Below are 26,071 nucleotides of genomic sequence, written 5' to 3'. Positions count from 1 at the left end.
CGGGGCCAATTTTTCTTTTAACGCCGCCTGCGTGCCTTCTGCGCCAGTCCGCACAGGCGGGCCACATGCCGCAGCCCCAGCACGATATCGGGGCTGCCGGTCTGCTTGCAGGCCAGTTCCAGCGCCTGCGTGTCCTGTGCCGCCTGCAGCAGGGCGGCCGCCGACCAGGCATTGAGTGCCTGCCCGAAACTGTCCGTGCGCTTGAAGAATACCGGCGGCCGCAACTGCCGCATGGCCTCTGCCCGGCCCATCCCGCCATCCATGGCCAGCCGCACCCGGCGCAGGCGGTGAATATGGCCTAGCAGCACGCGCGCCAGCGCCACCGGGCTGCTGCCATCGATCACCAGCGCGCGCTCGGCGGCAGCATCGGCGGCTTCGCGCTCGCCCGCCATGGCGGCGAAGGCCGCATCCTCCAGCGATACGCCAGCGGCATCGCCCACGCAGGCGCGCACATCCTCCAGCCCCAGTCTGCCGCCGGCCCCGGCGAACAGGGCCAGCTTTTCCACTTCGCTGCGGGTGGCGGCACGGTCCGGCCCCGCGCGTTCAACCATCCAGCCCAGCGCATCGGGGTCAATGCCCACGTCATGCCCCGCCAGCATCTGCCGGATCGCGCCTTCAAGCGCGCGGCCTTCCTCGGGGTAGCAGCCGATTACGCCGCAATGGCGGTCCTTTTCGGCAAAGGCGCGCAGTTTGGAGCGTGAGGCCAGGCCCGGTGCCTCAAGGATGACCAGCGTGTCGGATTCCTGCGCCAGGCAGCGCTGCAGGGCGGCCAGCACGCTGTCACCTACCTCACGCAGCCAGATCACGCGCCGCCCGCCGGTCAGCGACAGGGCGGTGGTTTCCTCCTCCAGCCGGTCATGGTCCTCGCGGCCCAGCATGGCCACGCGAAACGGGTCGTTCAGGTCGGGGCAGATGGCCCGTGCCGCCGTCGTGGCCCGTTCACGGATCAGCCCGGCATCATCTCCATGCAGCACGATGGCCCGCAGCGCGCCGGGCGCGTTCAGGGTTGCGTTGACGGAGCGGGCGTCGATCTTCACTGGTTCTCGTTGCCCCCGATGCTGATGCCCGACATGTCATCGTTCTCCGATGTCGACGGGCTCCGCGAATAGCTGCCCTGACCGGACGTGGCGGGGGTCTGGGTGGTGGTGGTGTCCGGCGTGTTGTCCATGGGGCCGTTTTCATCGGGCATGGTCATGCCGCCGTTGTTTTCCTCGTTCAGCTGGGCATCGGTGCGGCCGGTGGCCATGGTGGGCAGGCCATCGGCGGCGGGGTGCTGGGCGGGCATCTGGTTGTTGGGGTTGATGATGCCGTTGGGGTCGATGTAGCGCGGCTGGTTCTGCCCCCGCACCGAGCCGCTGACAGCGGGTTTGGCATGGGTGCGGAACCACACGGCCACTTCCTGCGTGATCTGCTCGGCCAGGTTCTTGGCCACGCGGGCGCGCACGCCCTCAAGGTTCAGGGTCTGGGCGAAATACTGCTCGTAATTGTTGTTCACGCCATCCACCACCGAGGCATCGCCCCCCGCCAGCATGACCGGGCTGTTGGCCACGGTCTCCAGCGTCCAGTGGGCGAAGGCGGTGGTGCGCGTGCGGCCCGATGTGTTGTCGGCGTGGATGTCCACGGCCTCGTTCATCAGGTAGGTGCGGATGCGCAGCACGTAACCGGTCGGGTTTTCCGGCCCGGCACCCCCCATGTCCTGCTGCAGGGCCTGGCGCAGCAGCTGGCCGTAGCGCTCGTTGATGCGCGCGACATAAACCTGCCTGAGCTCGGCCAGCACGTTGCCGGTGGTGGGTTTGCCATCGGCGCCGATATGGCTTCCCGTCGTCTTGTACATCGGGGAAAAGCCGCACCCTGCCAGCATGAGCAGGGCGCACAGCACGCCGGTGCGACGGACGGGAAGGGCCATGTCTATTTCGCAACCACGAAATTGACGATGCGGCCGGGCACATGGATGCGCTTGACGATCCGTGCCCCCTCAAGCAGGCGGGCCACGTTCGGCTCGGCTTCCGCCAGGGCGATCACCCTGTCTGCCGGCAGGTCGGGCGCCACGGCGATGGTGCCGCGCAGCTTGCCCATGATCTGCACCGCAATGGTCAGCTCGCTGGCCTTGAGCAGGTCAGGGATGGCGGTGGGCCAGGTGCGCTCCACCACGGGCTGGCCGCCGGGCTCAAGCAGCGCCATCATCGCTTCCGCCTGGTGGGGCACCATGGGGGCGGCCAGCAGGGCGAGCATGGTGGCGGCCTCGCGGCGGGCGAAGGCCATGCCGTCCTCGCCTGCCGCCTTCTCGGCCTCGGCCAGGGCGGAGGTGAGTTCGTGCAGGCGGGCCACGGCCACGTTGGCGCTGAAGCCTTCCAGCGCCTCGGTCACGGCGGCGATGGCGCGATGCGTGGCGCGGCGCAGCCCATCGGCCGCGCGTGAAAGGGTGGCGGGGCAGGCGGCATCAGCCGGGGTCTGTTCAGCCACGCCGCGCACAAGGCGGAACAGGCGCTGCAGGAAGCGCGCGGAGGCGGCGACACCCGATTCCGTCCATTCCATGTCACGCTCGGGCGGGCTGTCCGACAGTACGAACCACCGCGCCGTATCCGCGCCAAACCGCTCGATGATGGCCACGGGTGCGACCGTGTTGCGCTTGGACTTGGACATTTTTTCCACGCGGCCAATCGTGACCGGCGCCCCGTTGTCGCGGCGCACGGCGCTGTCCGCGCGGCGCTCGACCTCCTCGGGGTAGAGCCAGTTTCCTTCCGCGTCGCGGTAGCTCTCGTGGTTGACCATGCCCTGCGTGAACAGCCCGTTGAAGGGCTCATCGACATGCAGGTGCCCGGTCTCGTGCATGGCGCGGGTAAAGAAGCGGGCATAGAGCAGGTGCAGGATCGCATGCTCGATGCCGCCAATATACTGATCCACCGGTAGCCAGCCATCGGCTGCGGCGGGCAGGGTGGGGGTGGCGGCATGCGGCGCGGTAAAGCGGGCGAAATACCACGAGCTGTCCACAAACGTGTCGCAGGTATCGGTCTCGCGCAGGGCGGGCCTGCCGCAGCTGGGGCAGGCCACGTGCTTCCAGGTGGGGTGGTGTTCCAGCGGGTTGCCGGGGCGGTCGAAGGTCACGTCCTCGGGCAGCTTTACGGGCAGCTGGTCATCGGGCACGGGCTGCGCGCCGCAATCGGTGCAGTGGATGACCGGGATCGGGCAGCCCCAGTAGCGCTGGCGCGAAATGCCCCAGTCGCGCAGCCGCCAGTTGACCACGCCCTGGCCAACACCCATGCCCTCAAGCCGGGTGATGGCCTCTTTCTTCGCTGCATCCGTATCCAGCCCGTCAAGAAAGCCGGAGTTGAACAGCGTGCCGTGGCCGTCACATGCCCTGTCGGTCATGGTGAACGTCCCGGCCTCCGCCCCCGGCGGCAGGATGACGGGGGTGACCGGCAGGTTGTATTTGCGCGCGAAGTCAAGGTCGCGCTGGTCGCCACAGGGGCAGCCGAATACCGCGCCCGTGCCGTAGTCCATCAGCACGAAATTCGCGATCCAGACCGGGAAGGATTTATCGGGCATGAACGGGTGGCTGACCCGCAGCCCGGTGTCGAAGCCACGCTTCTCGGCGGTTTCGATCGCCTCTTCCGATGTGCCGAGGCGCTGGCATTCGGCAATGAATTCCTGCGCCTTCGCGTTGCCCGCCGCCACCTTGGCCGCTAGCGGGTGGTCGGCGGCAATGGCCAGGAAGGACATGCCGAACAGCGTGTCGGGGCGGGTGGTGAACACCTCGATGGAATCAAGGTCGGTATCGAAGCCCTTGGGCGGCTCGTGCAGGCCGAAGCGGACCTTCGCCCCTTCCGAGCGGCCAATCCAGCGTTCCTGCATGGTGCGCACGCGCTCGGGCCAGCGCGGCAGGGTGGACAGGCCCTCGAGCAGTTGCGGGGCGAACTGGGTGATCTTGAGGAACCACTGCGAGAGCTTCTTCTGCTCGATCAGCGCGCCCGAGCGCCAGCCGCGCCCGTCCACCACCTGCTCGTTGGCCAGCACGGTGTTGTCCACGGGGTCCCAGTTGACCCAGCTTTCGCGGCGCTCGACCAGCCCGCCCTTGAGCATGTCAAGGAACAGCTTCTGCTGCTTGCCATAATATTCGGGCAGGCAGGTCGCGATCTCGCGGTCCCAGTTGAAGGAGAAGCCAAGGCGCTTGAGGGTGGCGCGCATGGCGGCGATGTTGTCCATCGTCCACTGGCCCGGATGCACGCCGCGCTCGCGCGCCGCGTTCTCGGCAGGCAGGCCGAAGGCGTCCCACCCCATCGGGTGCAGCACGCTGAAGCCGCGCGCGCGCTTGTAGCGCGCCACCACGTCGCCCAGCGTGTAGTTGCGCACATGGCCCATGTGCAGCTGCCCCGACGGGTAGGGGAACATTTCCAGCACATAGTATTTGGGCCGGTCGGCGGGCGGCACGTCCGGCACGTCGAAGATGCCCGAGGCCGCCCAGCGTTCCTGCCACTGCGGCTCGGCCGTGTGGAAATCATAGGCGGGGGTGGCGTTGTCCGGGGGGGTGCTGGTTTCGGTCATCTTCTTCTGGTTCGGTAAGCGGAGGGCGGGCGGCATGCGCCCGCTGAAAAGGGCCGGGCAGCGCATGGCCCGGCCGGGATTGCGTTACGGGGCGTCAAGCCTAGTGCTGGCCGCTATCGGTGCGGAGCTGGCGCGCGCGGGTCAGGATGCGGGCCGTGATGTCGGACACGGTATTGGCGGCGACCGGGGTATCGACCCACTGCCCGTCCTCATAGGCCTGGCGGAACACCGAGACGCGCACCGCATCCGAGCGCAGGCTGCGCGAGAGGACGAAGCAGGTGATCTTGAAGCGTTCATCCTTGGTGGCGGGCGGCGTGTACCAGTCCGTCAGGATCACGCCCGCCACCGCATCGGCCGAGGCAAACGGCATGAAGGACAGCGTATCGAGCGCGCCACGCCACAAAAAGGCGTTGACCCCGTTGCTTTCCAGTGGCGTGGAGCCGCCATTGGCGCCGCGATCTTCCTTCAGCAGGCGGTTCTGGGGCACGGCCAGCCCGCTTTTGTCATGTTGCGGCGCGCTGCCGCAACCGGCCAGCAGGCTTGCGGCCAGCAGGGCGGGGAGTGCGGCGCGTGGCAGCAGGGCACGGCCCGAGGGGGCGGCAGAGGGAGCGGGATGGAACGGGCGAAGGGTCATGATGCCTCTGTGGACGCCGGGGATGGCCCCCGCATGTGGTGATCCGGCCACGCGCCCGGACACCGGCGGGCATGCCGGGCAGGGGCGTTGCGGCCTGTCGCGTTATCCTTCTTCATATCCTGCCGCGCCAGCCACGCCAAGTCGCATGGGCACTTTACCGTGCCCTGCGTGACAATCGGGCCATTGAAGCGCAAAAATGGGCACACTCGCCAACTGCTGCGGAACATGATGAAACACGCGCTTACACGGTCTTTCGCCTTCCTGCTCATGACGGGGCTGCTTTATACCGCGCCGGCGCATGCAGCGGCAGCCGTTGCCGCGAGCCCGACCAGCCCCCGTGCGGCGGACATGGCGGCCCGCCTGCAACCCGCCGAGCAGCAGGCCGTGCTTCAGGCCCGCCCCGCCCCGGCTGGCGATGGGGATGGGAACGTCCCCGGCCTGCTGGCCTGGCCGGGCGTGCCCCGGCTGGGGCTGCCGGTGCTGCGCATGCCCACCTTCGCTACCCCCGTGCAACCCGGCGATGGCCCGCCCCGGCCCATGCTGCCATGGCTGGCGCTGGCCGCGACATGGGACCCCGACCTCGCACCGGTTGCAAGGTGGCGAGGACCAGGTACTGGCGGGCAGCATGGCGGGCATGATCGGGGCGGGGCTGCTATCGGGCCACGTGCTGCCGGTCTTTGGCTCGGTTGCGCGTGAGGAGCAGGTGCGCGCCGATGGCGCGGCCCCCGAGCGGGGCGCGCCGGTCAGGGCCGCCGACCTTGCGGCCCACAGCCTGCTGGGTATGGCCACGGCGCTGGAGGTGGCCCATGGCGGGGCCATGCTGTGCGGCGGCATGGCCCCGTGCCAGGAGGTTACGGGGCTTGCGGGCATGGTGCATGAGGCATGGCATTTTCCCGGCATGATCCTGTCCGTGCCCGGAGGCGACCTGCCGGGAGGGGGTGCGCCGGGCAGCGCCCCGCATGGCACGGATACCGCGCCCGCGCTGAATGCCGTCGCCACGGGGGTGGACATGGAGCAGGTCAGCCCCGACCGGCCCGACGTGCTGGGCGAGATGCTGCGCAAGGCCGTGCGCGATGGGGATGTAAAGCCCGCGCAGGTGCAGGCCATGGTCACGCATATCCTGGCCTCGTTCTACATGGCGGGCAGCCTTGACCACCCGCCGCCTTTCGCCGCCGCCCGCACCGGCGTGCAGCCCCCGCCGGTCGATACGCTGGTGGGTGATGTGGAGGCCGAGGGCGCGGTGCTGCTGCAGAACGAGAATCATGTCCTGCCCTTCGACCCCGCCCTTGGCCCGGTGCTGGTGCTGGTGCACCCCGCCATGCGCGGGCCTGCCGACCTGCTGGCCGAAGGGCTGCGCCATGCCGGGCTGAATGTAACGGTGGTGACCGCGCCTGAGGGCGCGGGGGCTACGGGCACGCTGCCGCCCGCCTGCGCGCAGGCCGCCCGCACGCTGGTGCTCAGCGCCAGCGATGACGATAACCGCATGATCACCACCCTGGCCGAGCTGGGCGGCCATGTGGCCGTGGTGCTGACCGCCGATGACCCTGACCGGCAGATGCCCTGGCTCGATGCGGTCGATAGCGTGGTGCAGGGCTGGGCGTGGCGGGATGAATATGCGCAGGCCCTGTCGGCGCTGTTGTCGGGGCAGCAGGATTTCTCGGGCCACCTGCCGGTCACGTTGACGGGCGGGCTTTACCCGCCGGGCATGGTCGATGCGAATTACCGCGCTTTCGAGCGCGCGCATGTCGTGCCGCTGTTTCCGTTTGGCTACGGGCTGTCGGCCCGCGGGCGGCTGGTGCTGAGCGAACTGCATGTGGCGCGTGAGGGCAATCACCTCAATGCCAGCTTCACGCTCTCCAATCCCGGCACGGCGGCGCTGCGGGCCGTGCCCCAGCTTTATGTCGAAACCCCGCCCGACCTGCCGGGCAACCCACGCAGGCTGGCCGCGTGGCGCAGCGTGATGGTCGCCCCGGGGCACCCGGTGCGGCTCAGCGTGCCCATAGGCCTGCGGCTGGTGGGGCAGTGGAACGCGACAGGGGGCAACTGGGCCGTGGCGGCGGGGGATTATACGCTCTCGCTCGGGTTTTCATCGGTCATGCTGGTGCGGCACGCCACACTGCACCTGCCCGCCCTGCATGTGCCCGCCACGCTGGAAAACCAGCCCGCCCCGGTGGTGACCGCTGAATGAGCCCTGACGGATAAAAGTTTTCGGGTGCGCCTTTTTGAAAAAGGCTTCACCACCGACTTTTATCAGCCCGTTACTGTCCGGGCCGGATGACGGTGCAGGGCAGGCCCTGGTCCTTCAGCGTGGCGCAGGCCTGTGTCGCGGCAGCCTGCGAAAGCCCGGCCAGGCGGGCGCGATAGATCATGCCCGCAGGCCGCCTGACCGGAATGACCAGACTGCGCGCGCCCTGAAGGGCCGCGAAATCACCCTGCCGCGCCATGGAGTTGGCAAAACGGGCCTGCCCCTCCGCCGAAAACGCGCCCACCTGCACCATCCACGCCCCATATCCGGCACCAGCACTGGGCGCGGCGGCAGCAGCCGTGCGGGCATCGGTGTGGCAGGCGGCACTCGTGGGGTCATAGGCGAGGTTGGCATCATGCATGCAGGCGGTGCGGTGCTGCACGGGGGCGGGCGGGTTAAGCGTTGCGTACTGCACATAGGTATGGTCGGGCTGGATGGTGGTGCCATTGCCCAGCGGCACCGGCGTGGACGTAACCCGCTGGCTGGAGGCGCCATAAACCGCCAGCGGCCCGCTCAGCGCCACTTCATTGCCAAGGTTGGGGGTGATGATGCGCAGGTAGCGAACCGTCTGGCTGGGTAGCGGACGGCCATTTTCAAGATAATCGTTCAGCCGCTCCGTGCCTGCGTTGTAGGCGGCAAGGAAGCCCGGCGCGCCATACAGCCCGTACAGGATGCGGATATAGGCCGTGCCGGCCAAAATGTTGTTGTGCGGGTCATACGGATCGGAGCCGAGGTGGTTGCGGCGCTGCATGTCGGCATAGGTGGGGGGCATGAGCTGCATCAGCCCGATTGCCCCGCTGGCCGAGCGCGTGAGGTGGCCATCGATATATTCATGCCCGCCCGATTCCTTCTGGATCACGGCGCGAATCCATTCCTGCGGCACGGCAAAGCGGGCCGAGGCATCGGCAATATAGGGCTGCCACGGGTCGGTTGCGGGCCCGGGCGGCCGGTAGGCGGCCTTGCCCTTGTAGTAACTGTTGTAGCTGGCATGGCTGTGGCTGCCGCCCCCGCCCGATGACGTGGCGCAGGCGGCAAGCCCGAGGCCTGCAATGGCTACGAGAAACAGGCGCGTCATGTCCCGCAGGGAGGGAGGTGCAGGGAGCATGTTCAGATCAGGCACAGTTCCGCCAGTTCGTTGCGTAGGGCTTCGGGCAGGATGTCGCCCGCATGGCTGTTTGCCAGAAGGTCGGGTGGCGCGTCTGCGGGCTTGAGGTAACGCCAGCCCTGAAAGGCACGCATGGCACGCGGGCTGACGGGAATGATCTCGGGCGCCATGACCACCCGCGCGCAGGCCACGCCATCCTCGCGCGTGTCGGGTTCGATGGCGGTAATGCGCTGGCGACACAGGATGCGCCCGGCAATCACGCGGTAGATCGACCCGCCATCCAGTATTTCCGCCGCCCGGCGCGGATACATGCGCGTGCGGAACCATGGCTGCCCCGAGGGGCTGGTGCCATCAAGGTCATCGACCGGCGGGGTCTGGAGCGACTGGCGGGCGGCGAGATCCTCAAGGGAATGGACGCCCACCGCCAGCTTGACCATGTGCAGCATGCCCGCCCCTTACCGCGCCGGGGTCGCGGGATCGGCCTGCGCCTCGTGCGCGAAGGTCTCGCGGAAGCGCTTTTCATCAATGCTGCGCACGATATGCATCACCCGCATGGGGCTGCCTTTGGGGGCAAGGGCCTCGGGCACCACAAAGGCATGGCCGTAATGCGGGCCACGACTGGTGTCGATATCCATGCGGGCATCGACGGCGGAGGTGACCAGCGTGGGGTCGGCGGCGATGGCGGTGGTCATTTCATCCCACATGGGCAGCGGGTCGTAATAGCTGCCGATATAGGTGGTGAGCGGCGTCTTTCTGCTGGTGATCTGGCCGAGATATTCGCGTGAGAGCATGAGGTCGTTCGACACGCTGCCCACCACCGTAATCGCCTTCCACGGCGCGGTCAGCGTGATGTGGGCGGCCTCGGGGTCAAAGATCATGTTGAAGTCGGAGGCGAAATCCGCGTTGCCGGTAATCGACATCATGCTGGTATCAAGCATGCCGCCCATGAAGATGAGCTGTTTCGCCGTCTCGGCAAAGGTGGGGTCCTGGCGGATGGCAAGCGCGAGGTTGGTCAGCGGGCCTGCCGCCACGATCGTGACTTCATGCGGGTGGGCATGCACCTGCTCGATCAGGAACTGCACGGCGTCCTGTTTTGCGGGCGGCGTGTGCGGTGCGCCTTCCTTCATGGTTCCGATGGCGGGCTGCACATCGGGGGCGGTATCGATGGACCCAATGCCGCCCCACGCACCCTTCCACGGAATGGCGCCGTACTGCTGCTCATGCAGGCGCATTTCGGCACGCGTGTTGACCAGCGGGTAAACCGCGCCATCGGCCACCGGCACGTCGGTCTTGCCAATGATTTCAAGCAGGCGGCGCAGATGGGCGGATTCCGCGTTCTCCCACCCGTCGCCACTCACCACCGTAAAGCCCAGCACGCGCACATTGGGGTTGAACAGCAGCGGAATGGTGGAAAGCTGGTCCGACCCGCCCGGGCCGAGGAAGTCGTTATCCTCGATGACCAGTTCCGGGCCACCCGTGGCGGGGGCCGCCATGGCGGGCACGGCCATGAAGGCAAGGGCCGCGGCGGTGGCGGCGAGGCGGGTGGACCGCGAAAGGATGGATGACAACACGCAGTAATCTCCCTGCCCTGAATGCATGGCCCTATCGTATGGCCTAATGCCTCAAAGCACCAGCGCGGCCAGCAGGCTTTCCAGCCGCAGGCGGCCTGCATCGGTGGCGCGCAGGCGCTGGCCTGCGGGGTCGAGCACCATGTAGCCCTCATCGGTCGCCATGTTCAGGATATCGGCATCAAGCGCGTCAACCACAGCCATGCCGGTGCGCCGGGCAAAGCGGGCGGTGTCGATGCCCTCGCGCAGGCGCAGGCCCATCAGCAGCATTTCACGCGCGCGGTCGCGGTTATCGAGCCGCTCGTCAGGGTGGGCGCCGGTGCCGGTGCGCTCCACGCGCTCGGCCCATGGCTCGGGCGCGCGGTGGCGGCGGGTGGCGCAGGTCACGCCATTGCGGGTCAGCCGCCCATGGGCGCCGGGGCCGATTCCCAGATAGTCGCCATAGCGCCAGTAGGTCAGGTTATGGCGGCTCTCGGCGCCGAGGCGGGCGTAGTTCGAGATCTCGTAGCCCTGCAGGCCGTGGCGGGCCGCGACCTCGGCGGTCAGTTCATACAGCCTTGCCGCGTCATCGCCTTCAGGCAGGCGGAAGCGGCCCTGGCGGTACAGCCCCTCGAATTTCGTGCCCGGCTCGATGGTGAGCTGATAGAGCGAGAGGTGATCGGACACCAACGCCAGGGCGGCTTCAAGCTCGCTGCGCCATGCGGCTTCGGTCTGGGCCGGCCGGGCGTAGATCAGGTCGAACGAGATGCGGTCGAACAATTTGCGCGCGGTCTCGAGGGCTGTAATGGCCTGCGGCGCGTTATGCTCGCGGCCCAGAAAGCGCAGGGCCGCGGGCTCAAGGCTCTGGATACCCATTGAAATACGGTTGACCCCGGCCTCGCGGAAGGCGCGCAGCAGGCCGGTCTCCACGCTGGTGGGGTTGGCCTCGAGCGTGATTTCCACAGTGTCGGTAAAGCCGAACGCGGCGCGGGCATCGGCAATCAGCCCTGCCACCGTCTCGGGGGCCATGAGCGATGGCGTGCCGCCGCCAAAAAAGATGGAACTGATGGTCGGACGCTCGGCGGGCGTGTCGCCCATCAGGGCTGCTTCATGCGCGAGTTCGCGCCTGAGCGCGCGACCAAAGCGGGCACGGGGAATTTCATCGCGCACATGGCTGTTGAAATCGCAGTACGGGCATTTGGACAGGCAGAACGGCCAGTGCACATACAGCGCCAGTGGCTCGCTCATGTCGGATGCGGGTTTGTGTGAAAAACCTGCCAAGGCAACTCCTTGCAAACCATCAGAAGTTTTTGGTGAAGCTTTTTCCCAAAAAGCTTCAAAAAGAATGCCGCCTTTTTTGAAAAAAGGCGGCACCCGAAAACGTTTATCCTGTTCAGGACCGTCAGATCCCCAGTCGCACGCCCAGTTCCACCACGCGGTCGGGCGGAATGCGGAAGAACTCGGTGGCCGGCGTCGCATTGCGCGCCATGAACAGGAACAGCGACATGCGCCAGCGCGAGAGCTTGGGCACCGACGAGCGCACCAGCAGCTCGCGGCTGGTGAAGTAGGAGGCCTGCAGCGCATCAAAGTCCAGCCCGCTCGCCTTCAGGTCTTCCAGCGCGCGGGGCAGGTTGGGCATTTCCATGAAGCCGTAGCGCAGGATGATGCGGTAGATGTCGGGGGCAAGTTCCTGCAACGCCACGCGGTGGCCATGATCGGCCTCGGGCTGGTCGAGCGTCTGCACGGTCACGAACAGCACGTGGTCGTGCAGCACCTTGTTGTGCTTGAGGTTGTGCAGCAGGCAGGCGGGCACGAAATCGGGGTTGCCGGTCATGTAAACGGCGGTGCCCGGCACGCGGATGATGCGTGACTGCGGCAGGCGGGCCAGGAACGAGTTCATCGGCATGCTGTCCTGCTTCTGCCGGTTCATGATGAGCTGGCGGCCCTTTTTCCAGGTCGTCATCATCAGCGTCAGCACCACGCCCAGCAGCACCGGCACCCAGCCGCCCTGCGGGATCTTGAGCGCGTTCGACGCAAAGAACGTCGTATCAAGCAGGAAGAAACCGCCGAATGTGGCAATCGCCGCAGGCCGCGACCAGTGATACAGCCTGCGGAACACCACCATGGCCAGCACGCAGGTGCACATGAACGTGCCCGTCACCGCAATGCCGTAGGCCGAGGCCAGCGCATCGGAACTGCGGAAGGCCAGCACCAGCAGCAGCGCGCCCACCATGAGGAAGCGGTTGAACTCGGGCAGGTAGATCTGGCCCTCTTCCTCCGCATTGGTGTGGGTCACGCGCAGGCGCGGCAGGTAGCCAAGCTGGATGATCTGGCGGCACAGCGAGAACCCGCCCGAGATGCCCGCCTGGCTGGCAATGACCGTGGCCATGGTGGACAGGATGATCATCGGCACCTGCATCCAGTGCGGGCCGAGCAGGAAGAACGGGTTTTCCAGCGCCTTGGGCTCGGAGATGATGAGCGCGCCCTGGCCCAGGTAGTTCAGCGCCAGGCACGGCAGCACGCAGAACAGCCACGCATAGCGGATGGGCTGGCGGCCGAAATGCCCCATGTCGGCATAAAGCGCTTCCGCACCCGTAACCGACAGCACCACCGAGCCAAGGGCGATGAACGACAGCCACCCGTGATAGATGATGAACTGCACCGCATAGGTGGGCGATATGGCCAGCAGCACCTTGGGGTGGTGCAGGATTTCAAGCCCACCCAATATGCCCAGCAGGCTGAACCATACCAGCATGATGGGGCCGAATATGGTGCCTACCTTGCCCGTGCCGTAGCACTGCACCGAGAACAGCCCCACCAGCACCATGAGTGCGATGGGAATGACGAGGTCATGGGCGGCGGGGAAACTGACCTCAAGGCCTTCCACCGCCGAGAGCACGGAAATGGCGGGCGTGATCATGCCATCGCCAAAGAACAGGCACGCGCCGCCGATTCCCACCATGCCCAGGGCTATGCGCATGCGGTTGCTCGGTGCCACGCGCTGGGCGAGCGACATGAGCGAGATGATCCCGCCCTCGCCATTATGGTCGGCGCGCATGATCAGGATGACGTATTTAACCGTCACGATCAGCAGCAGCGACCAGATGATGAGGCTGAGAACGCCCAGTATTTCCCACGGCTCGATCCTGTGGTGCTGCGACACGACCATGATGGTCGAGCGCAGGGCGTAGATCGGGCTTGTGCCGATATCGCCAAACACCACGCCGAGCACGCTGAGCAGGGCGGCGAAGCCGACCGGGTTTGCGGCATGCTCGTGCTGGTCGGCGCCGTATTCGGTAATCTTGGGCGCGGCACTGGCCTGCTGTGCGGCAGGCGCGGGGTGTGCGCCGCCATCCGGCGTCGTTGAGGATCCGGGGGCAACAGGCCCCGTGGGTTGCGTCATGTCGTGACGGCTCCGCGGCAATGAAGACTGAAAACCGGCATCACATCGCAACCGGATAGTTCCGCATTACCGCCTCGCCCCATGTGCAGCAAGGCCCCTGTGTGCTCGGGTGCCATTCCGCCCCGTTCAGGCGTGGGCGGGACGGGCCCCGAAAATGGCGCTGCCCACCCGCACCAGCGTGGCCCCGCAGGCAATTGCCGCCTCGAAATCGGCCGACATGCCCATCGAGACTACGGGCAGCCCGTGGCGTGCCGCCATGCCTGCGAGCGTGCGGAAATGCGGCGTGGGGTCGGCATCATGCGGCGGAATGCACATCAGCCCGCGCACGGCAGAGCCGAAGCGGGTCATGCTGTCGGTAATGAAGGCATCGGCCTCTTCCAGCCTCACGCCCGATTTCTGGCTTTCATCGCCGGTGTTCACCTGCACCAGCAGTTGCGGCAGCCGGCCTGCCTTATCCGCTGCCCGTTCCAGCGCATCCGACAGGGCAGGGCGGTCGAGGCTTTCGATCATGTCCGCGATTTTTACCGCCTCAAGCGCCTTGTTGGTCTGCAACCCGCCGATGATGTGCAGCTTCAGGTCGGGGAAACGCTCGCGCAGAGGGGGGAATTTGGCTGCCGCCTCCTGCACGCGGTTCTCGCCAAACAGGCGCTGGCCCGCCTCGAGCGCTGCGATGACGCTGGACTGCGGATGGAATTTCGACACCGCCACCAGCCCTACGCTGGAGGGGTCGCGCCCTGCTTCGCGCGCACTCGCTGCAATGCGGGTGCGGATACCGCTCAGGGCCTGTGCTATGGATGCGGATGTTGACATGGCCCTAGGCTTGGCATGAATAGCGGCCCGGTCAAGCCCCAAGGCGCCGTCGCGTTGTGAAGTGCCGCATTTGCAGGTCAGGATTACATGAAGTCTCCCCCGTCCCCGTCGTCCCGCCCCGATGCCCGCCGTAATCGCGCGGGCCGCCCCGACCGGCGCGGCGGCAAGGTTGCCCCTGACCCCACGCGCGACATTGCCTTCGATATCGTTGAAGGGGTGATCGTGCACCGCCGCATGCTCGATACATCGCTCGAGCATTCCGCCGCCGCCCGCACCGCCGAGCCGCGCGACCGCGCCGCCGCCCACCGGCTGGCCGCCACCGTGCTGCGCCACATGGGCACCGCGAACGAGGTGCTTTCCCCCTTCCTCAAGCGCGAGCCGCCCGAGCCGGTGCGCGTGGTGCTGCTCATTGGCGTGGCACAGCTCCTGTTCCTCGACACGCCCGCCCATGCCGCCGTGGCCACCTCGGTGGCGCTGGCGCGCAGGCGGGGGCTGGTGCCGTTTGCAGGGCTGGTCAATGCGGTGCTGCGCCGGGTGGCCGGTGGCGGCGTTGAGGCGCTGGAAGGGCTGGACCAGCCCCGGCTCGATGTGCCGGCGTGGCTGTGGCAGTCCTGGGGCAGGCTGGCCCGCCCCATCGCCAGCGCGCTGGGCCACGAGCCGCCGCTGGACCTGACCGTGAAGCCCGGCTGTGACGCCCCCCCCGGTGGCGAGGTGATGCCAAATGGCAGCGTGCGTTTCGCGGCAGGCACGGTCAAGGTGGCCGAACTGCCCGGCTTTGCCGAAGGCGCGTTCTGGGTGCAGGACATGGCGGCAACGCTGCCCGCGCGCCTGCTCAACGTGACGGCAGGCGAGCGCGTGGCCGACCTGTGCGCGGCACCTGGCGGCAAGACCGCGCAACTGGCCTGCGCGGGGGCGGAGGTGTTCGCCATCGAGCGCGAAGGCAGGCGGCTCGAGCGCCTGCGCGCCAATCTCGCCCGGCTGGGGCTGGCGGCGGTGAAGGTGATCCACGCCGATGCCGCCACCTGGAAGCCCGAGGCCCCGCTCGATGCCATCCTGCTCGATGCCCCGTGCTCGGCCACCGGCACCATCCGCCGCCACCCCGATGCCATGTGGATCAAGCGCCCGCGTGACATCGCCACCATGACCGAAGGGCAGGACCGCCTGCTCGCCGCAGCCCGCGACATGCTGCGCCCCGGTGGCCGCCTGGTCTATGCCGTGTGCTCCCTCCAGCCCGAGGAAGGCGAGCAGCGCGCCCGCGCGGCGCAGGCCATGGGGCTGGTCCCCGATCCGTTCACGCCCGAGGAACTGGCCTTTTTGCCGCAGGCCCGCACGCCCGAGGGCTGGCTGCGCACCCATCCGGGCATGCTGGCTGACCGGGGCGGCATGGATGGCTTCTTTGCCGCGCGTTTCCGCCGGGGGTGAGAGGGGCTGCCGCCCCCTTCGGGCAGATGGACACATTACCGGGGGAGGTGTGATGAAAGGTTGGCGTCGGGCAGGGATTTCTGTTAAAAAACAGGCATGGCTGCTCTGAACACCCCCCTTATCGCGCCGAGCCTGCTGGCTGCGGATTTCTCACGCGCGGCGGAGGAAGTCGCCGCGGTTGAAACCGCTGGTGCCGACTGGCTGCATCTGGATGTGATGGATGGGCATTTCGTGCCCAACCTCTCCATGGGCCCGCAACTGATCAAGGCCCTGCGCCCCAAATCCAAGCTCCCGTTTGACGTGCATCTCATGATCGCGCCGGTCGATCCCTATATCGAGGCGTTTGCCAAGGCAGGGGCCGACCACATCCACCTGCATGTCGAGGCCGGGCCGCACACGCACCGCTCGCTGCAGCATGTGCGCGACCACGGGGTCAAGCCGGGTGTTGCCATCTGCCCCGCTACCCCGCCCGAGGCGGTGGGCGAAGTGCTCGACCTGGTGGACATGATCCTTGTCATGACCGTCAACCCCGGTTTTGGCGGGCAGAAATTCCTGACCAGCCAGCTCCGCAAGATCGAAACCCTGCGTCGTATGGCCGATGCCACCGGGCGCGACATCCGCATTGGCGTGGATGGCGGCATCACCGCTGAAACCGCCCCGCTGGCGGTTGCCGCGGGCGCTGACGTGCTGGTCGCGGGTACGTCCGTCTATGGGCAGCCCGATTATGGCGCCGCCATCGCGGCCCTGCGCAGCGGGGCGCATAGCCCGGCGTGAGGCAGGGCTTGCCGATCCATCGCGGTGGCGGGTGCCTATGGCACTGAGCCGCTTCGCGCGCGTCATGCGGGTCTCCCTTGCGCGCTTTCCCCTTTTCGGGGATGGCAGGTACCTGCCTGCCGCCCCCGTTCACAATGTGCGTGACCTGTGGCCGGGCAATACCACCGCAGGCGCCAGGCTTGCGCGTGGCAGCCTGACATGGGCGGGCTATACCCACCCCGTGGGGCCGGGGCAGTGGGATGACCCTGCATTCGAGCCCGCCTTCCGTGAGGGGCTGCTCAGTTTCCGCTGGCTGCGCGACCTGCGCGCCGTGGGCACCGATGCCGCGCGGCTCAAGGCGCGCGCGCTGGTGGATGACTGGCTGCACCATCCCTCCCAGAGCCCGATGGCGCTCGAATGCGGGGTGATCGGCGCGCGGGTCGCGGCGTGGCTGGGGCATTACGATTTCTTTGCCGCCTCCGCCAGTGATGCGTTCCGCCAGCGCCTCATGGCCCGCATTCTGGTGGAAGGGCGCATGATCGCAGCCCTCATGCCGCCCGAACAGCCGGGCTGGCAGGGGCTGGCGGCACTCAAGGGGCTGCTGGCCGTGGCCGTGGCCATGCCGGAATATACCGGCTTCCTGACCCGCTACCGCCGCTATATCGACAACGTGGTGGAAAGCCAGATCCTGCCCGATGGCTGGCACATCGAGCGCAGCCCGGAGGTGCAGCTGCGCGCCCTGCGCGAACTGGCCGAGATGCGGGCCATGATGCAGGCGGTGCAGCACGCGCTGCCGCATTCGGTGGCCCTGGCGCTGGACAAGATGAGCCCGGTGCTGCGCGCCATGCGCCATGGCGATGGGGGGCTGGCGCTGTTCAATGGCAGCCATGAGCGCAGCGCCGCGCTGATTGACATGGTGCTGTCGCAGGCCACGCGCACGCGGGTCGTGGCCAGTGTCATGCCCGATGGCGGGTTCGTGCGCATGCAGGCCGTGCGCTCGCTGCTTCTGGTCGATGCGGGCATTCCCGCCCCGGCCCCGTTTGACCACAATGCGCATGCGGGCACGCTGTCATTCGAGTTCTCATGCGCGCGCCAGCGTCTTATCGTCAATTGCGGTGGTGGCGTGCTGCCCGCATGGAAGGATGCCCTGCGGCAGACGGCGGCGCACGCGGTCGTGACGGTGGAGGGGATGTCATCCTCCGAATTTGGCGAGGATGGCGCCGTCCTCCGCCGCCCCGCCCATGTGGGGGTGGAGCATGCCGTGGCCGAAGGGGCGCACTGGCTCAACCTGTCGCATGATGGCTACCATGCCTCCGCCGGGGCGACGTATTACCGCAGGCTTTACCTTTCGGCCGATGGCGAGGTCCTGCGCGGCGAGGAAACGCTGGAGGGCGAGCGCGAACTGGCCTTCGCGCTGCGGCTGCACCTGCACCCGTCGGTTACGGCAGTGGATGCGCTTGATGGCTCCATCCTGCTGACTGCGGGCGAGCAGCACTGGCGCTTCCAGGCGGAAGGGGGCGTGGTCTCCATCGAGGAGAGCGTCTATTCCGGCGGGCAGGTGCCGTGTCGCACGCTTCAGCTTGTGGTGCAGGTGGAACCGGCGGCAAGGATGGCGGAAGGCGGCCAGGAGGCTGGCGTGGCGCCCGCGGCCCCGCCGCCACAGGGCAGCACGCCGCTGGGCGATGTGCCGCCGGGCAAGGTGCGGCAGGTGGTGCGCTGGGGGCTGAAGCGTGAGAAACTGCTGCTGCTGACATGAAGATTCTTGAAATCACGAATGTTGATTTCTCGATGCGGCAGTTCCTTTTTCCCCTCATGCAGGCGCTGCATGGCGAAGGGCATGACGTAGCCGGCGTCTGCGCCGATGGGCCATTGCTGGCGCAGGTGCGTGCCGATGGGCTGCGGGTGGTGTGCGTGCCCATGTCGCGCACGCTCTCGCCGCTGGCGCAGTGGCGGGCGTGGCGGGCGCTGGTGCGCGTCATCCGTGCGGAAAAGCCTGACATGGTGCATGCCCACATGCCCATAAGCGGCCTGCTGGCGCGGTTTGCCGCCCGGTGGTGTGGCGTGCCGCGCATTGCCTATACCTGCCATGGCTTTCTGTTCAACCAGCCCGGCTCACGGTTGCGGCGCATCGTGGCGCTGGTGCTGGAATGGCTGGCCGGGCGCGTGACCGACATCTACCTCACCGTATCGGAGGAAGAAGCACGCGATGCCCGCAGGCTGGGCATTCACCGCCATGCCACCGCCATTGGCAACGGGCGCGACCCGGCCACCTTCCACCCCGACCCGCAGGCCCGCGCCCGCCTGCGCGCGGCGCTGGGCGTGAGGGAAGGGCAGGTGGTCATCCTGGCCGTATCAAGGCTGGTGCGCGCCAAGGGCTACCCCGAACTGCTGGCGGCGATGGAGCGCGTGCCCGGTAACGCGTTGCTGTGGATCGTGGGGGAACGCTTGCCGAGCGACCGCGGCGAGGACCTTGCGGCCTGTTTTGCCACGGCCCGTGCACGGCTGGGGGCAAGGCTGGTCTTTCTGGGCTACCGCGAGGACGTGGCGGCCCTGATGGCGGCGGCGGATATCTTTACCCTGCCCAGCCATTTCGAGGGGCTGCCGATGAGCGTGATCGAGGCGATGCTGTGCGGCCTGCCGGTTGTCGCCACCACCATTCGCGGCCCGCGTGAACAGGTCGTGGCGGGGGAGACCGGGCTGCTGGTCCCCCCCGGCGATGCCGCCGCGCTGGCCAGTGCCCTTGGGCGGCTGGTGCATGATGCCACCCTGCGTGAACGCATGGGCGCAGCCGGGCGGACCCGCGCCCTTGCGCGGTACACACAGGCGGCTGTCATGGCCCGGGTCACGGCATTGCTTACGGGCAGGCCTGACTGATCAAAAGTTTTTGGTGAAGCTTTTTTCAAAAAGCTTCAAGGAACACCGCCTTTTTGAAAAAAGGCGGCACCCAAAAACTTGCATTTTTCAGTATTTTATTGGGGCGCGGCGGGCTGCTGGCCTTCGCCTTCGCTGCCGCCCATGGCCTGGATCAGCGCCTGCGTCTGGGCCTGATGCGACTGGAGCAGCTTGACGTTATCAGGGTTCAGCTGCGGCATGTTCTTGCTGTCCTGCGCCGGGTGCTGCATCACGGCGCTGGTCAGGCCAAAGGTGGTGATGCCCATCACGAACTCACGCGCGCTCATGTGATTATGCTCCAGAATGGGCTTGAGCGCCTCCATGTCGCCCGTGCGCTTTATGGTCTCTTCAAGCGACATGTTGGGCGTCTCGGGCGGGGAGATGCGCGACTGGCGGATCTGCTCGATCACCGGCATCATGCGGCTGAAGAAATCCTTGGGCAGCCTGTATTCCGCCACCGTTTTCATGTCACGGGCAATGGCGGCCTGCTGGGCGGGGGTGGGCTGGGCCTGTGCGGTGGTACTCTGCTGCATCGGCTGCTGGGCCAGGGCCGGGTGCGCGGCCATGAGGCCGGTGGCCAGTGCAAGCGTGCAGGCGCTGGCGGCAAGGGTGCGGCGCAGGAAGGAAGCGGTCATGGCTGGTTGCTCCATTCGCCCTGTCTCATCAGGGGTTCGCGTGTGCCATCGTGGTTGATGGCGTCGACATCGATCTTGCTGGACCCGATCATCCAGTCAATATGGATGAAGCTGGTATTGGCACCCTGCTCGGCCAGATGGGCCTCGGTCAGGCTGTCGGTATCAAGCATGCACTTGGCGTAGGACTGGCCAAGGGCGATGTGGCTGGCCGCGTTCTCGTCAAACAGGGTGTTGCGGAACAGGATGCCGCTTGCCGAGATGGGGGAGGAGGCGGGCACGAGTGCCACTTCACCCAGGCGGCGTGCGCCCTCATCGGTGTCGAGAATGCGGTTGAGCACGTCCAGCCCGCTGCTGGCATGGGCCTCGACAATGCGCCCCTCTTCAAAGCGCACGGCAATATCATCGATCAGCGTGCCCTGGTGGAACAGCGGCTTGGTGGCCCGCACCGTGCCACTGACCTTGCGGGCATGCGGCGTGGTGAATACTTCCTCGGTGGGGATGTTGGGGTTACACACGATGCCGTTGCCTGCCGGTTCCGCGCCGCCCGCCCAGGCATGGCCATCGGCCAGGCCCACGGTCAGGTCGGTATCGGGGCCGGTAAAGTGCAGGGCGGCGAAGCGCTTTTCATTCAGCCAGGCGGCGCGTTTGCGCAGGTGGGCGTTATGGGCTTTCCATTCCGCCACCGGGTCATCCACCATCACGCGTGAGGCCTGGAAGATGGCATCCCACAGGCGGCTGACGGCTTCTTCCTCCGGCACGCCGGGAAAGACCTGTGCCGCCCAGGCCGGGGTGGCGAAGGCCACGATGTTCCAGTTGATGGCGAATCGCGTGATCAGTTCCATGGCAGGCCGCCCCGCCTTGGAGGCCGCGCGGCCTATGCGCGAGACGCGCTCGGCATCCTCATTGGCCAGCAGCACCGGGTTGCCACCGGTAATGGCCATGCGCGCCGCCCCCTTGCGGTAGGCGTTGGCCATGCCTTCGTGCAGCCAGTCGGCGGCGGTGTCGAGCGTATCATCCGCCGCATGGTGAAAGCGCGCCAGCGTGGTCACGTCATCGGAATAGAACGGCGTGACCAGGGATGCGCCTGCCCGGTAGGCGTGCTCGGCAATGCGGCGCACCAGCGGCACGGCGTCGAGCGGGGCGGTGATGAGAAGCTGCTGCCCGTGGGCGATATTCACGCCCACGCGAACGGCGACTTCGGCCAGGCGGTCCAGAAGATGTTCATGCCGGGGGGAGAGAGCCATGCGTAATCATATCCTGTAAAAGGCAGGCGGCGTGCCGCAGGCCTGCGGAAAGTGCCCCGCAGGATAGACGACACACGCCCGGCGCGTAAAATGATAACCGCAAACCAGCGCGGAGCATGCACTCAATGAAACAGGCGTTAACGGGTTCCCGCGCATTATGCACCGTATCGGCAGCCCTTGAGGCCCCGCAGCGCGTGGTGTGCGATGGCCGCGCCGTGGTGGTGTGGATGGTGGAGGATGACCGCCCTGCCGTGATCGATGATCGCTGCCCGCATGGCAATGCCCGCCTGTCTGACGGATACGTGCTGTATGGCCGCATCGTCTGCCCGCTGCATATGTGGACCTTTGGCGCCGATGGCCGCGCGCAGGCCCCCGGTGGCCGCATGGAGGCGGCGGGGCCGATGCCGCGATCCTATGAAAGCTGGATCAGCGGGGATGAAGTCTGGGCGCGGGTTGATGGATAAAAGCCTGCAGATGCCGTGCAAAGTTTTTCGGTGCTGCCTTTTTTCAAAAAGCCCGCGTTCTTCGAAGCTTTTTGAAAAAAGCTTCACCAAAAACTTCCTTATGATTTCTGGCTGCTATCGCGCCTGATCCATGCCTGTATCACGGCCAGCAGGTAGGCCTGCTGGTCAGCATCAAGCATTTCGCCTTCGGGCATGGCATGCCATTTGGCAACGCAGCCCCGGCAGCAGGTGCCGGTGGCATGCTGGGCAATGAAGACCGGGTGCCCGCGCCATGGGGTCTGCCTGCCATCGCGCGCGGGCTGGGCGGGGGCGAGACGGGTGGCAATGAAGTCGGCTGCGTGGCGCATGACTTCCGGCAGGCCCCGGCTGGCCAGATAATCCCGCTCCTTCGCCCCAAGGTGAAAGCGGGCGCGGAATTGGGAGTAGGCCAGCCGCGCCCATAACTCTGGTGCGACAGGCGGCAGGGCGGACAGGTCGGCCAGTGGCGCAGGAGCAGGCGCAGGTGGCGGTGCGGCGGGCGCAAACAGGTCAGCCTGCTGCGCCGGGGCTGCCTTGCGTGCGGGCCTGCGCGCCATGGCTCAGGCCGGCTGCACCAGAATATGGCGCTTGCGCCCCGATGAAAGCTTGATCGTGCCATCAATCAGGTCGGCATTGGTTATGACCTGCGCCTCGTCCTGCACCACCACGTCATTCACGCGCGCGCCCCCGCCACGGATCAGGCGGCGGGCTTCGCCATTGCTGGCGGCAAAACCGGCTTCAACAAACAGGCGGAAGGCCGGTACGCCTTCGGCCAGCAATGCGGCGGGCACGGTGGTGGTGGGCAGGGCGGCAGCCGTCACGGCGCCTTCCTCAAAGGTGCGGCGGGCGGCCTCGGCGGCTTCCTCGGCGGCTGCGCGGCCGTGGCACAGTGCCGTGGCCTCGGTGGCCAGCACCTTTTTCGCCTCATTGATCCCGGCGCCCTCAAGGGCTGCCAGGCGGTCGCATTCCTCAATGGGCAGTTCGGTAAACAGCTTGAGGAAGCGGCCCACATCCGCGTCCTCCACATTGCGCCAGAACTGCCAGTAATCGAATACCGGCAGCCGCTCGGCCGAGAGCCACACCGCGCCCTGCGCCGTCTTGCCCATCTTGGCGCCGGAACTTGTGGTGAGCAGCGGCGTTGTGAGGCCGAAAACCTGCGCCCCGTTCATGCGGCGCACCAGGTCGATGCCCGATACGATGTTGCCCCACTGGTCCGATCCCCCCATCTGGAGCGTTACGCCATGACGGAGGTTGAGTTCGCGGAAGTCATAGGACTGGAGAATGGAGTAATTGAACTCCAGGAAGGTCAGCCCCTGCTCACGCTCCAGCCGCGAGCGCACCGAGTCGAACGACAGCATGCGGTTGATGGAAAAATGAATGCCCACGTCGCGCAGAAGGTCGATGTAGGAGAGCTTGTCCAGCCAGTCGGCATTATTGGTCAGGAGTGGTTCGGCGGGGCCGGTGCCCAGTGGCAGGAACTGCCGCAGGCACGCCTCCACCCCGCGCAGGTTGGTGGCGATGGTTTCCGCCGGCATGAGCTTGCGGGCTTCCTCGCGGAAAGAGGGGTCGCCGATTTTCGCGGTGCCGCCGCCCACCAGGGCCACCGGGCGGTGGCCGTGGCGGTGCATCAGGCGCAGCATCATGATCTGGATCAGGCTGCCTACGTGCAGGCTGTCCGCCGTGGGGTCGAACCCGATATAGCCCCCCACCGGTCCGGCCTGCATGGCGGCGTCGAGTGCCTCCATGTCGGTGCACTGGAATATGAAGCCGCGTGCTTCGGCTTCCCGGAGGAATTCACTCTTGGGCATGATCTGTTCCGCGCTGTAAGGTCCGTCGCTGGCCGGGCCGCCCCGGCGCGGACCAGCCTCTAGCATGTTAGCTGGCGTTGGTGAAACCACCCGGAACAGGCAGGGGCGGCAATCAGTCCGCCGCGAGAGCCAGCATCTTGCGGTTCATGACCGTGCTCACATGGTCTTCCAGCGCATCGGCTACCTGCTCGGCCTGGTTGGCAAACACGTGGTCGGCCCCCTTGAAGATGCGGTAATCCACGCTCACGCCCTTCTGGGTGTTCAGCTTGTCGACAAGCTTGCGCACGGCGGGCTCGGGCACGAGTTCATCGTTCTCGCCCGCGATCATCAGCCCCCCGCACGGACACGGGGCGAGGAAGCCGAAATCATAGTAGTTGGCAGGCGGCGCCACGCTGATCCAGCCGGTAATCTCGGGGCGGCGCATGAGCAGCTGCATCCCCACGAAAGCCCCGAAGGAATAGCCCGCGATCCACAGCCCGCTGGCGTTGGGGTTGACCATCTGCATCCAGTCAAGGGCGGCGGCGGCATCCGAAATCTCGCCAATGCCGCCATCATAGCGCCCCTGCGACCGCCCGACCCCGCGCGAATTGTAGCGCATGACCGAGAAGCCCATCTTCTCGAACGCGCGGTACATGGCGTAGGTGATGCGGTTGTTCATGGTACCGCCATGCAGCGGGTGGGGATGGAGCACCAGGGCAAGCGGCGCGTTGGGCGCGCTCGAGTGGTGGTATCGACCTTCCAGGCGGCCATCAGGGCCGGCAAACATGACCTCAGGCATAGGTATCCCGCATTTGCATCTCCCCGTGCATTCCAGGCATTGCAACGGGAACGGTTTCTGTTACAGCCTGCCCGACCGGCGATGCCCCGTCAGGTCGGCAGGCAGAGAAAAAAGTGCGGCCTTCGGGCTGCCACGCGCCGGATGCAGGCAGGTGGCCTGTATTCATCCGGGTGGTTACAGCACGAAAAGCAGAAGTGACCCGGCCCGGCGCGCCAGACCGAAATATACCAACCCACCTGAATAATGGGCATTATGCCTACCGGGTAACAGTGCATCTTCGGCAGGCGTGCCCTGCGCGGGGGGCAGATATGGCGGTATATGGCCATGACCCGGCCCGGGGGCAACATTGCATTGAACCTGCGCGGCGGGTGTCTCGTGTCGGTTTGCTCTCCTTGCCATGGCCCGGATGGCGGGCAGGCGACATTGAGGCAGCGGTATGGGGCAAAGGGGTGTCCATCACCCATAACACGTTGCAATAAATATTATGTTGCGCTGCCTTATAGCGGTGTGGATTCACAAAACGCCAGATAAATCGTAATTCCCGTCGCAAAAGGACTTGGCGCAACCCATATGGCTGGACAGCATGAGCACCCTGAACGACCGTTTTACATACCTTGATGCCAACGCCGCCGAGCCCATCCGGCCCGAGGCGCTTGAGGCCATGACGCAGGCGGCAGCGGTTGCGGGCAACCCGGCCTCCGTGCACCGGGCGGGGCGCGGGGCCCGCGCCGTGCTCGAGACCGCGCGTGAGGACATCGCGGCCCTGTTCGGGGCTGCAGCGGAGAACTGCGTGTTCACCTCCGGCGGCACGGAAGCCAATGTGCTGGCCATTGCCGGGCAGGCGGGCGGCAGGCGCGTGCTCGTGGGTGCAAGTGAACATGATGCCGTGCGTGCGGCGGCCAGTTCCGCCACCATTCCCGTGCGTGCCGATGGCGTGCTGGACCTGGCCGCCCTTGAGCGCATGCTGGCGGCCGAGGGGCCGCCCGCGCTGGTCTGCGCCATGCTAGCCAATAACGAGACCGGCGTCATCAACCCCGTGCGCAGGATTGCTGACCTGTGCCACGCCCATGGCGCGCTGCTGCATGTGGATGCAGTGCAGGCGGCCGGGCGGATCGCTTTTGGGCTGGAAGAACTCGGCGCGGACAGCGTGGCCATCTCGGGCCATAAATTTGGCGGGCCGAAAGGCGCGGGCGCGCTTTTGCTGGCGGGCTCGCGGTTCCATGCCATCGCGCCTCTTCTGGCCGGTGGCGGGCAGGAGCAGGGGCGGCGTGGCGGCACGCCAGCCCTCCCGGCCATCGCCGGCATGGCGGCGGCGGCAAGGGTTGCGGTTGCGGCAATGGTGGCGCAGGCCGGGCGGCTTGGCGCATGGCGTGACCGGATCGAGGCGGCGGCCGTGGCGGCAGGGGCCAGTGCGTGCGGGGCAGGGGCCGCGCGGCTGGCCAATACCACCAGCCTCGTGCTGCCCGGACGGCGGGCGCAGACCCAACTGATCGCGCTCGACATGGCGGGGTATGGCGTTTCAGCCGGTGCGGCATGTTCATCGGGCAAGGTGGCGCGGTCGCATGTGCTTGAGGCGATGGGGCTGGGCGAGGGGGCGGGCTGCGCCATCCGCGTCTCGCTGCCATGGTCGGTGAGCGAGGCGGACGTGCAGGGCTTCATCAATGCCTATGCGGCCATGGCGGCCCGCCTGCCCGCACAGGCGGGAGCGGTTGCATGAGCGGAGCTGCCATGAATCGTCGGGCGCATGGCGGGGCGGAAATGAGGCCCCACC

23 protein-coding genes are annotated in these 26,071 nt (G+C 67.0%); 8 read left to right on the top strand and 15 right to left on the bottom strand.

The window, feature by feature from the left end:
- Positions 1–17: 17 nt before the first annotated feature.
- The 4 genes from holA to OQZ28_RS06575 all read right to left on the bottom strand — a co-directional run bounded on the left by holA (position 18) and on the right by OQZ28_RS06575 (position 5,176).
- Positions 18–1,037 carry a DNA polymerase III subunit delta gene (gene holA, locus OQZ28_RS06590; RefSeq protein WP_458135540.1) on the bottom strand — a complete coding sequence of 340 codons (1,020 nt, stop codon included), beginning with the start codon at positions 1,035–1,037 and terminating at the stop codon, positions 18–20.
- The gene (locus OQZ28_RS06585; protein WP_458135539.1) at positions 1,034–1,906 is read right to left on the bottom strand and encodes a hypothetical protein; all 873 of its coding nucleotides are present in this window, start codon (positions 1,904–1,906) and stop codon (positions 1,034–1,036) included. The genes holA and OQZ28_RS06585 overlap by 4 nt, the downstream gene beginning before the upstream one ends.
- Positions 1,907–1,908: 2 nt before the next feature.
- The gene (leuS, locus tag OQZ28_RS06580; protein ID WP_458135538.1) at positions 1,909–4,542 is read right to left on the bottom strand and encodes a leucine--tRNA ligase; all 2,634 of its coding nucleotides are present in this window, start codon (positions 4,540–4,542) and stop codon (positions 1,909–1,911) included.
- 100 nt (positions 4,543–4,642) lie between these two features.
- Positions 4,643–5,176, bottom strand: a complete 534-nt coding sequence (locus OQZ28_RS06575) for a DUF3576 domain-containing protein (protein WP_110569473.1) — start codon at positions 5,174–5,176, stop codon at positions 4,643–4,645.
- Between the two features lie 225 nt (positions 5,177–5,401).
- Between OQZ28_RS06575 and OQZ28_RS06570 the strand changes: the two genes are divergently transcribed.
- Together OQZ28_RS06570 and OQZ28_RS06565 are read left to right on the top strand one after the other, a co-directional pair.
- The gene (locus OQZ28_RS06570) at positions 5,402–5,872 is read left to right on the top strand and encodes a hypothetical protein (protein ID WP_458135537.1); all 471 of its coding nucleotides are present in this window, start codon (positions 5,402–5,404) and stop codon (positions 5,870–5,872) included.
- Positions 5,802–7,364, top strand: a complete 1,563-nt coding sequence (locus OQZ28_RS06565; protein WP_458135536.1) for a glycoside hydrolase family 3 C-terminal domain-containing protein — start codon at positions 5,802–5,804, stop codon at positions 7,362–7,364. The genes OQZ28_RS06570 and OQZ28_RS06565 overlap by 71 nt, the downstream gene beginning before the upstream one ends.
- Before the next feature lie 70 nt (positions 7,365–7,434).
- Here the strand turns inward: OQZ28_RS06565 and OQZ28_RS06560 are convergent, their stop codons facing one another.
- The 6 genes from OQZ28_RS06560 to OQZ28_RS06535 form a co-directional block, all read right to left on the bottom strand.
- Positions 7,435–8,496: a lytic transglycosylase domain-containing protein gene (locus OQZ28_RS06560; RefSeq protein ID WP_130731595.1), complete on the bottom strand. Its 1,062-nt coding sequence runs from the start codon at positions 8,494–8,496 to the stop codon at positions 7,435–7,437.
- Positions 8,497–8,528: 32 nt separating this feature from the next.
- Positions 8,529–8,972, bottom strand: a complete 444-nt coding sequence (locus OQZ28_RS06555; protein ID WP_130731566.1) for a DUF1489 family protein — start codon at positions 8,970–8,972, stop codon at positions 8,529–8,531.
- Between the two features lie 9 nt (positions 8,973–8,981).
- Complete coding sequence (locus tag OQZ28_RS06550) at positions 8,982–10,034, bottom strand: nucleoside hydrolase (RefSeq protein WP_458135582.1); 1,053 nt, start codon at positions 10,032–10,034, stop codon at positions 8,982–8,984.
- Between the two features lie 114 nt (positions 10,035–10,148).
- On the bottom strand, positions 10,149–11,321 hold the full coding sequence (gene hemW, locus OQZ28_RS06545; RefSeq protein ID WP_458135581.1) for a radical SAM family heme chaperone HemW: 1,173 nt from the start codon (positions 11,319–11,321) through the stop codon (positions 10,149–10,151).
- A gap of 154 nt (positions 11,322–11,475) precedes the next feature.
- Positions 11,476–13,476: a potassium transporter Kup gene (locus OQZ28_RS06540; RefSeq protein WP_130731563.1), complete on the bottom strand. Its 2,001-nt coding sequence runs from the start codon at positions 13,474–13,476 to the stop codon at positions 11,476–11,478.
- A gap of 126 nt (positions 13,477–13,602) precedes the next feature.
- Positions 13,603–14,286, bottom strand: coding sequence for a YggS family pyridoxal phosphate-dependent enzyme (locus OQZ28_RS06535; protein ID WP_458135535.1), 684 nt, complete (start codon positions 14,284–14,286; stop codon positions 13,603–13,605).
- Between the two features lie 87 nt (positions 14,287–14,373).
- Between OQZ28_RS06535 and OQZ28_RS06530 the strand changes: the two genes are divergently transcribed.
- The 4 genes from OQZ28_RS06530 (at position 14,374) to OQZ28_RS06515 (ending at position 19,335) form a co-directional block, all read left to right on the top strand.
- Positions 14,374–15,708 (top strand): RsmB/NOP family class I SAM-dependent RNA methyltransferase, encoded by a 1,335-nt coding sequence (locus OQZ28_RS06530; RefSeq protein ID WP_130731561.1) that lies wholly within the window; start codon positions 14,374–14,376, stop codon positions 15,706–15,708.
- A 96-nt stretch (positions 15,709–15,804) separates the two neighbouring features.
- A complete protein-coding gene (gene rpe, locus OQZ28_RS06525; RefSeq protein WP_458135534.1) occupies positions 15,805–16,482 on the top strand; it encodes a ribulose-phosphate 3-epimerase in 678 nt (225 codons plus the stop codon).
- Between the two features lie 37 nt (positions 16,483–16,519).
- The gene (locus tag OQZ28_RS06520; protein WP_130731559.1) at positions 16,520–18,217 is read left to right on the top strand and encodes a heparinase II/III family protein; all 1,698 of its coding nucleotides are present in this window, start codon (positions 16,520–16,522) and stop codon (positions 18,215–18,217) included.
- Entirely contained in the window at positions 18,214–19,335 is a 1,122-nt protein-coding gene (locus OQZ28_RS06515) for a glycosyltransferase family 4 protein (RefSeq protein ID WP_458135533.1), read from the top strand. The genes OQZ28_RS06520 and OQZ28_RS06515 overlap by 4 nt, the downstream gene beginning before the upstream one ends.
- A gap of 95 nt (positions 19,336–19,430) precedes the next feature.
- On the opposite strand, the gene OQZ28_RS06510 is transcribed toward OQZ28_RS06515, so the two are convergent.
- Positions 19,431–19,988 carry a hypothetical protein gene (locus tag OQZ28_RS06510; RefSeq protein WP_130731557.1) on the bottom strand — a complete coding sequence of 186 codons (558 nt, stop codon included), beginning with the start codon at positions 19,986–19,988 and terminating at the stop codon, positions 19,431–19,433.
- Positions 19,985–21,232 carry an aminopeptidase gene (locus OQZ28_RS06505; protein ID WP_458135532.1) on the bottom strand — a complete coding sequence of 416 codons (1,248 nt, stop codon included), beginning with the start codon at positions 21,230–21,232 and terminating at the stop codon, positions 19,985–19,987. Before OQZ28_RS06505 ends, OQZ28_RS06510 begins: the two co-directional genes overlap by 4 nt.
- 125 nt (positions 21,233–21,357) lie before the next feature.
- On the opposite strand from OQZ28_RS06505, the gene OQZ28_RS06500 reads away from it, so the two are divergent.
- Entirely contained in the window at positions 21,358–21,696 is a 339-nt protein-coding gene (locus tag OQZ28_RS06500) for a Rieske (2Fe-2S) protein (protein WP_458135531.1), read from the top strand.
- A 98-nt stretch (positions 21,697–21,794) separates the two neighbouring features.
- Here OQZ28_RS06500 and OQZ28_RS06495 read toward each other — a convergent pair whose 3' ends face one another.
- The 3 genes from OQZ28_RS06495 to OQZ28_RS06485 form a co-directional block, all read right to left on the bottom strand.
- The gene (locus OQZ28_RS06495) at positions 21,795–22,271 is read right to left on the bottom strand and encodes a DUF4186 domain-containing protein (RefSeq protein WP_130731554.1); all 477 of its coding nucleotides are present in this window, start codon (positions 22,269–22,271) and stop codon (positions 21,795–21,797) included.
- A 3-nt stretch (positions 22,272–22,274) separates the two neighbouring features.
- Complete coding sequence (tyrS, locus tag OQZ28_RS06490; protein ID WP_458135530.1) at positions 22,275–23,522, bottom strand: tyrosine--tRNA ligase; 1,248 nt, start codon at positions 23,520–23,522, stop codon at positions 22,275–22,277.
- Between the two features lie 112 nt (positions 23,523–23,634).
- Entirely contained in the window at positions 23,635–24,300 is a 666-nt protein-coding gene (locus OQZ28_RS06485) for an alpha/beta hydrolase (protein WP_130731552.1), read from the bottom strand.
- Between the two features lie 583 nt (positions 24,301–24,883).
- On the opposite strand from OQZ28_RS06485, the gene OQZ28_RS06480 reads away from it, so the two are divergent.
- Positions 24,884–26,017, top strand: a complete 1,134-nt coding sequence (locus OQZ28_RS06480; RefSeq protein ID WP_458135529.1) for a cysteine desulfurase family protein — start codon at positions 24,884–24,886, stop codon at positions 26,015–26,017.
- The last annotated feature ends 54 nt before the right edge of the window (positions 26,018–26,071 follow it).

The sequence above is a fragment of the Komagataeibacter sp. NFXK3 genome, assembly GCF_054182245.1.
The sequence above is the reverse complement of the archived record's forward strand: the minus strand, read 5'-3'. Positions and strand labels throughout refer to the sequence as shown.

Bases quoted from the DNA above. Each gene is read 5' to 3' on its own strand.
- OQZ28_RS06505 (WP_458135532.1), bottom strand. From the start codon at position 21,232: ATGGCTCTCTCCCCCCGGCATGAACATCTTCTGGACCGCCTGGCCGAA.
- tyrS (WP_458135530.1), bottom strand. From the start codon at position 23,522: ATGCCCAAGAGTGAATTCCTCCGGGAAGCCGAAGCACGCGGCTTCATA.
- OQZ28_RS06570 (WP_458135537.1), top strand. From the start codon at position 5,402: ATGATGAAACACGCGCTTACACGGTCTTTCGCCTTCCTGCTCATGACG.
- OQZ28_RS06510 (WP_130731557.1), bottom strand. From the start codon at position 19,988: ATGACCGCTTCCTTCCTGCGCCGCACCCTTGCCGCCAGCGCCTGCACG.
- leuS (WP_458135538.1), bottom strand. From the start codon at position 4,542: ATGACCGAAACCAGCACCCCCCCGGACAACGCCACCCCCGCCTATGAT.
- OQZ28_RS06485 (WP_130731552.1), bottom strand. From the start codon at position 24,300: ATGCCTGAGGTCATGTTTGCCGGCCCTGATGGCCGCCTGGAAGGTCGA.
- OQZ28_RS06535 (WP_458135535.1), bottom strand. From the start codon at position 14,286: ATGTCAACATCCGCATCCATAGCACAGGCCCTGAGCGGTATCCGCACC.
- OQZ28_RS06500 (WP_458135531.1), top strand. From the start codon at position 21,358: ATGAAACAGGCGTTAACGGGTTCCCGCGCATTATGCACCGTATCGGCA.
- OQZ28_RS06520 (WP_130731559.1), top strand. From the start codon at position 16,520: ATGGCACTGAGCCGCTTCGCGCGCGTCATGCGGGTCTCCCTTGCGCGC.
- OQZ28_RS06480 (WP_458135529.1), top strand. From the start codon at position 24,884: ATGAGCACCCTGAACGACCGTTTTACATACCTTGATGCCAACGCCGCC.
- OQZ28_RS06575 (WP_110569473.1), bottom strand. From the start codon at position 5,176: ATGACCCTTCGCCCGTTCCATCCCGCTCCCTCTGCCGCCCCCTCGGGC.
- OQZ28_RS06560 (WP_130731595.1), bottom strand. From the start codon at position 8,496: ATGACGCGCCTGTTTCTCGTAGCCATTGCAGGCCTCGGGCTTGCCGCC.
- OQZ28_RS06540 (WP_130731563.1), bottom strand. From the start codon at position 13,476: ATGACGCAACCCACGGGGCCTGTTGCCCCCGGATCCTCAACGACGCCG.
- OQZ28_RS06550 (WP_458135582.1), bottom strand. From the start codon at position 10,034: ATGGCCGTGCCCGCCATGGCGGCCCCCGCCACGGGTGGCCCGGAACTG.
- OQZ28_RS06530 (WP_130731561.1), top strand. From the start codon at position 14,374: ATGAAGTCTCCCCCGTCCCCGTCGTCCCGCCCCGATGCCCGCCGTAAT.
- OQZ28_RS06565 (WP_458135536.1), top strand. From the start codon at position 5,802: ATGGCGGGCATGATCGGGGCGGGGCTGCTATCGGGCCACGTGCTGCCG.
- OQZ28_RS06585 (WP_458135539.1), bottom strand. From the start codon at position 1,906: ATGGCCCTTCCCGTCCGTCGCACCGGCGTGCTGTGCGCCCTGCTCATG.
- OQZ28_RS06515 (WP_458135533.1), top strand. From the start codon at position 18,214: ATGAAGATTCTTGAAATCACGAATGTTGATTTCTCGATGCGGCAGTTC.
- OQZ28_RS06555 (WP_130731566.1), bottom strand. From the start codon at position 8,972: ATGCTGCACATGGTCAAGCTGGCGGTGGGCGTCCATTCCCTTGAGGAT.
- hemW (WP_458135581.1), bottom strand. From the start codon at position 11,321: ATGAGCGAGCCACTGGCGCTGTATGTGCACTGGCCGTTCTGCCTGTCC.
- rpe (WP_458135534.1), top strand. From the start codon at position 15,805: ATGGCTGCTCTGAACACCCCCCTTATCGCGCCGAGCCTGCTGGCTGCG.
- OQZ28_RS06495 (WP_130731554.1), bottom strand. From the start codon at position 22,271: ATGGCGCGCAGGCCCGCACGCAAGGCAGCCCCGGCGCAGCAGGCTGAC.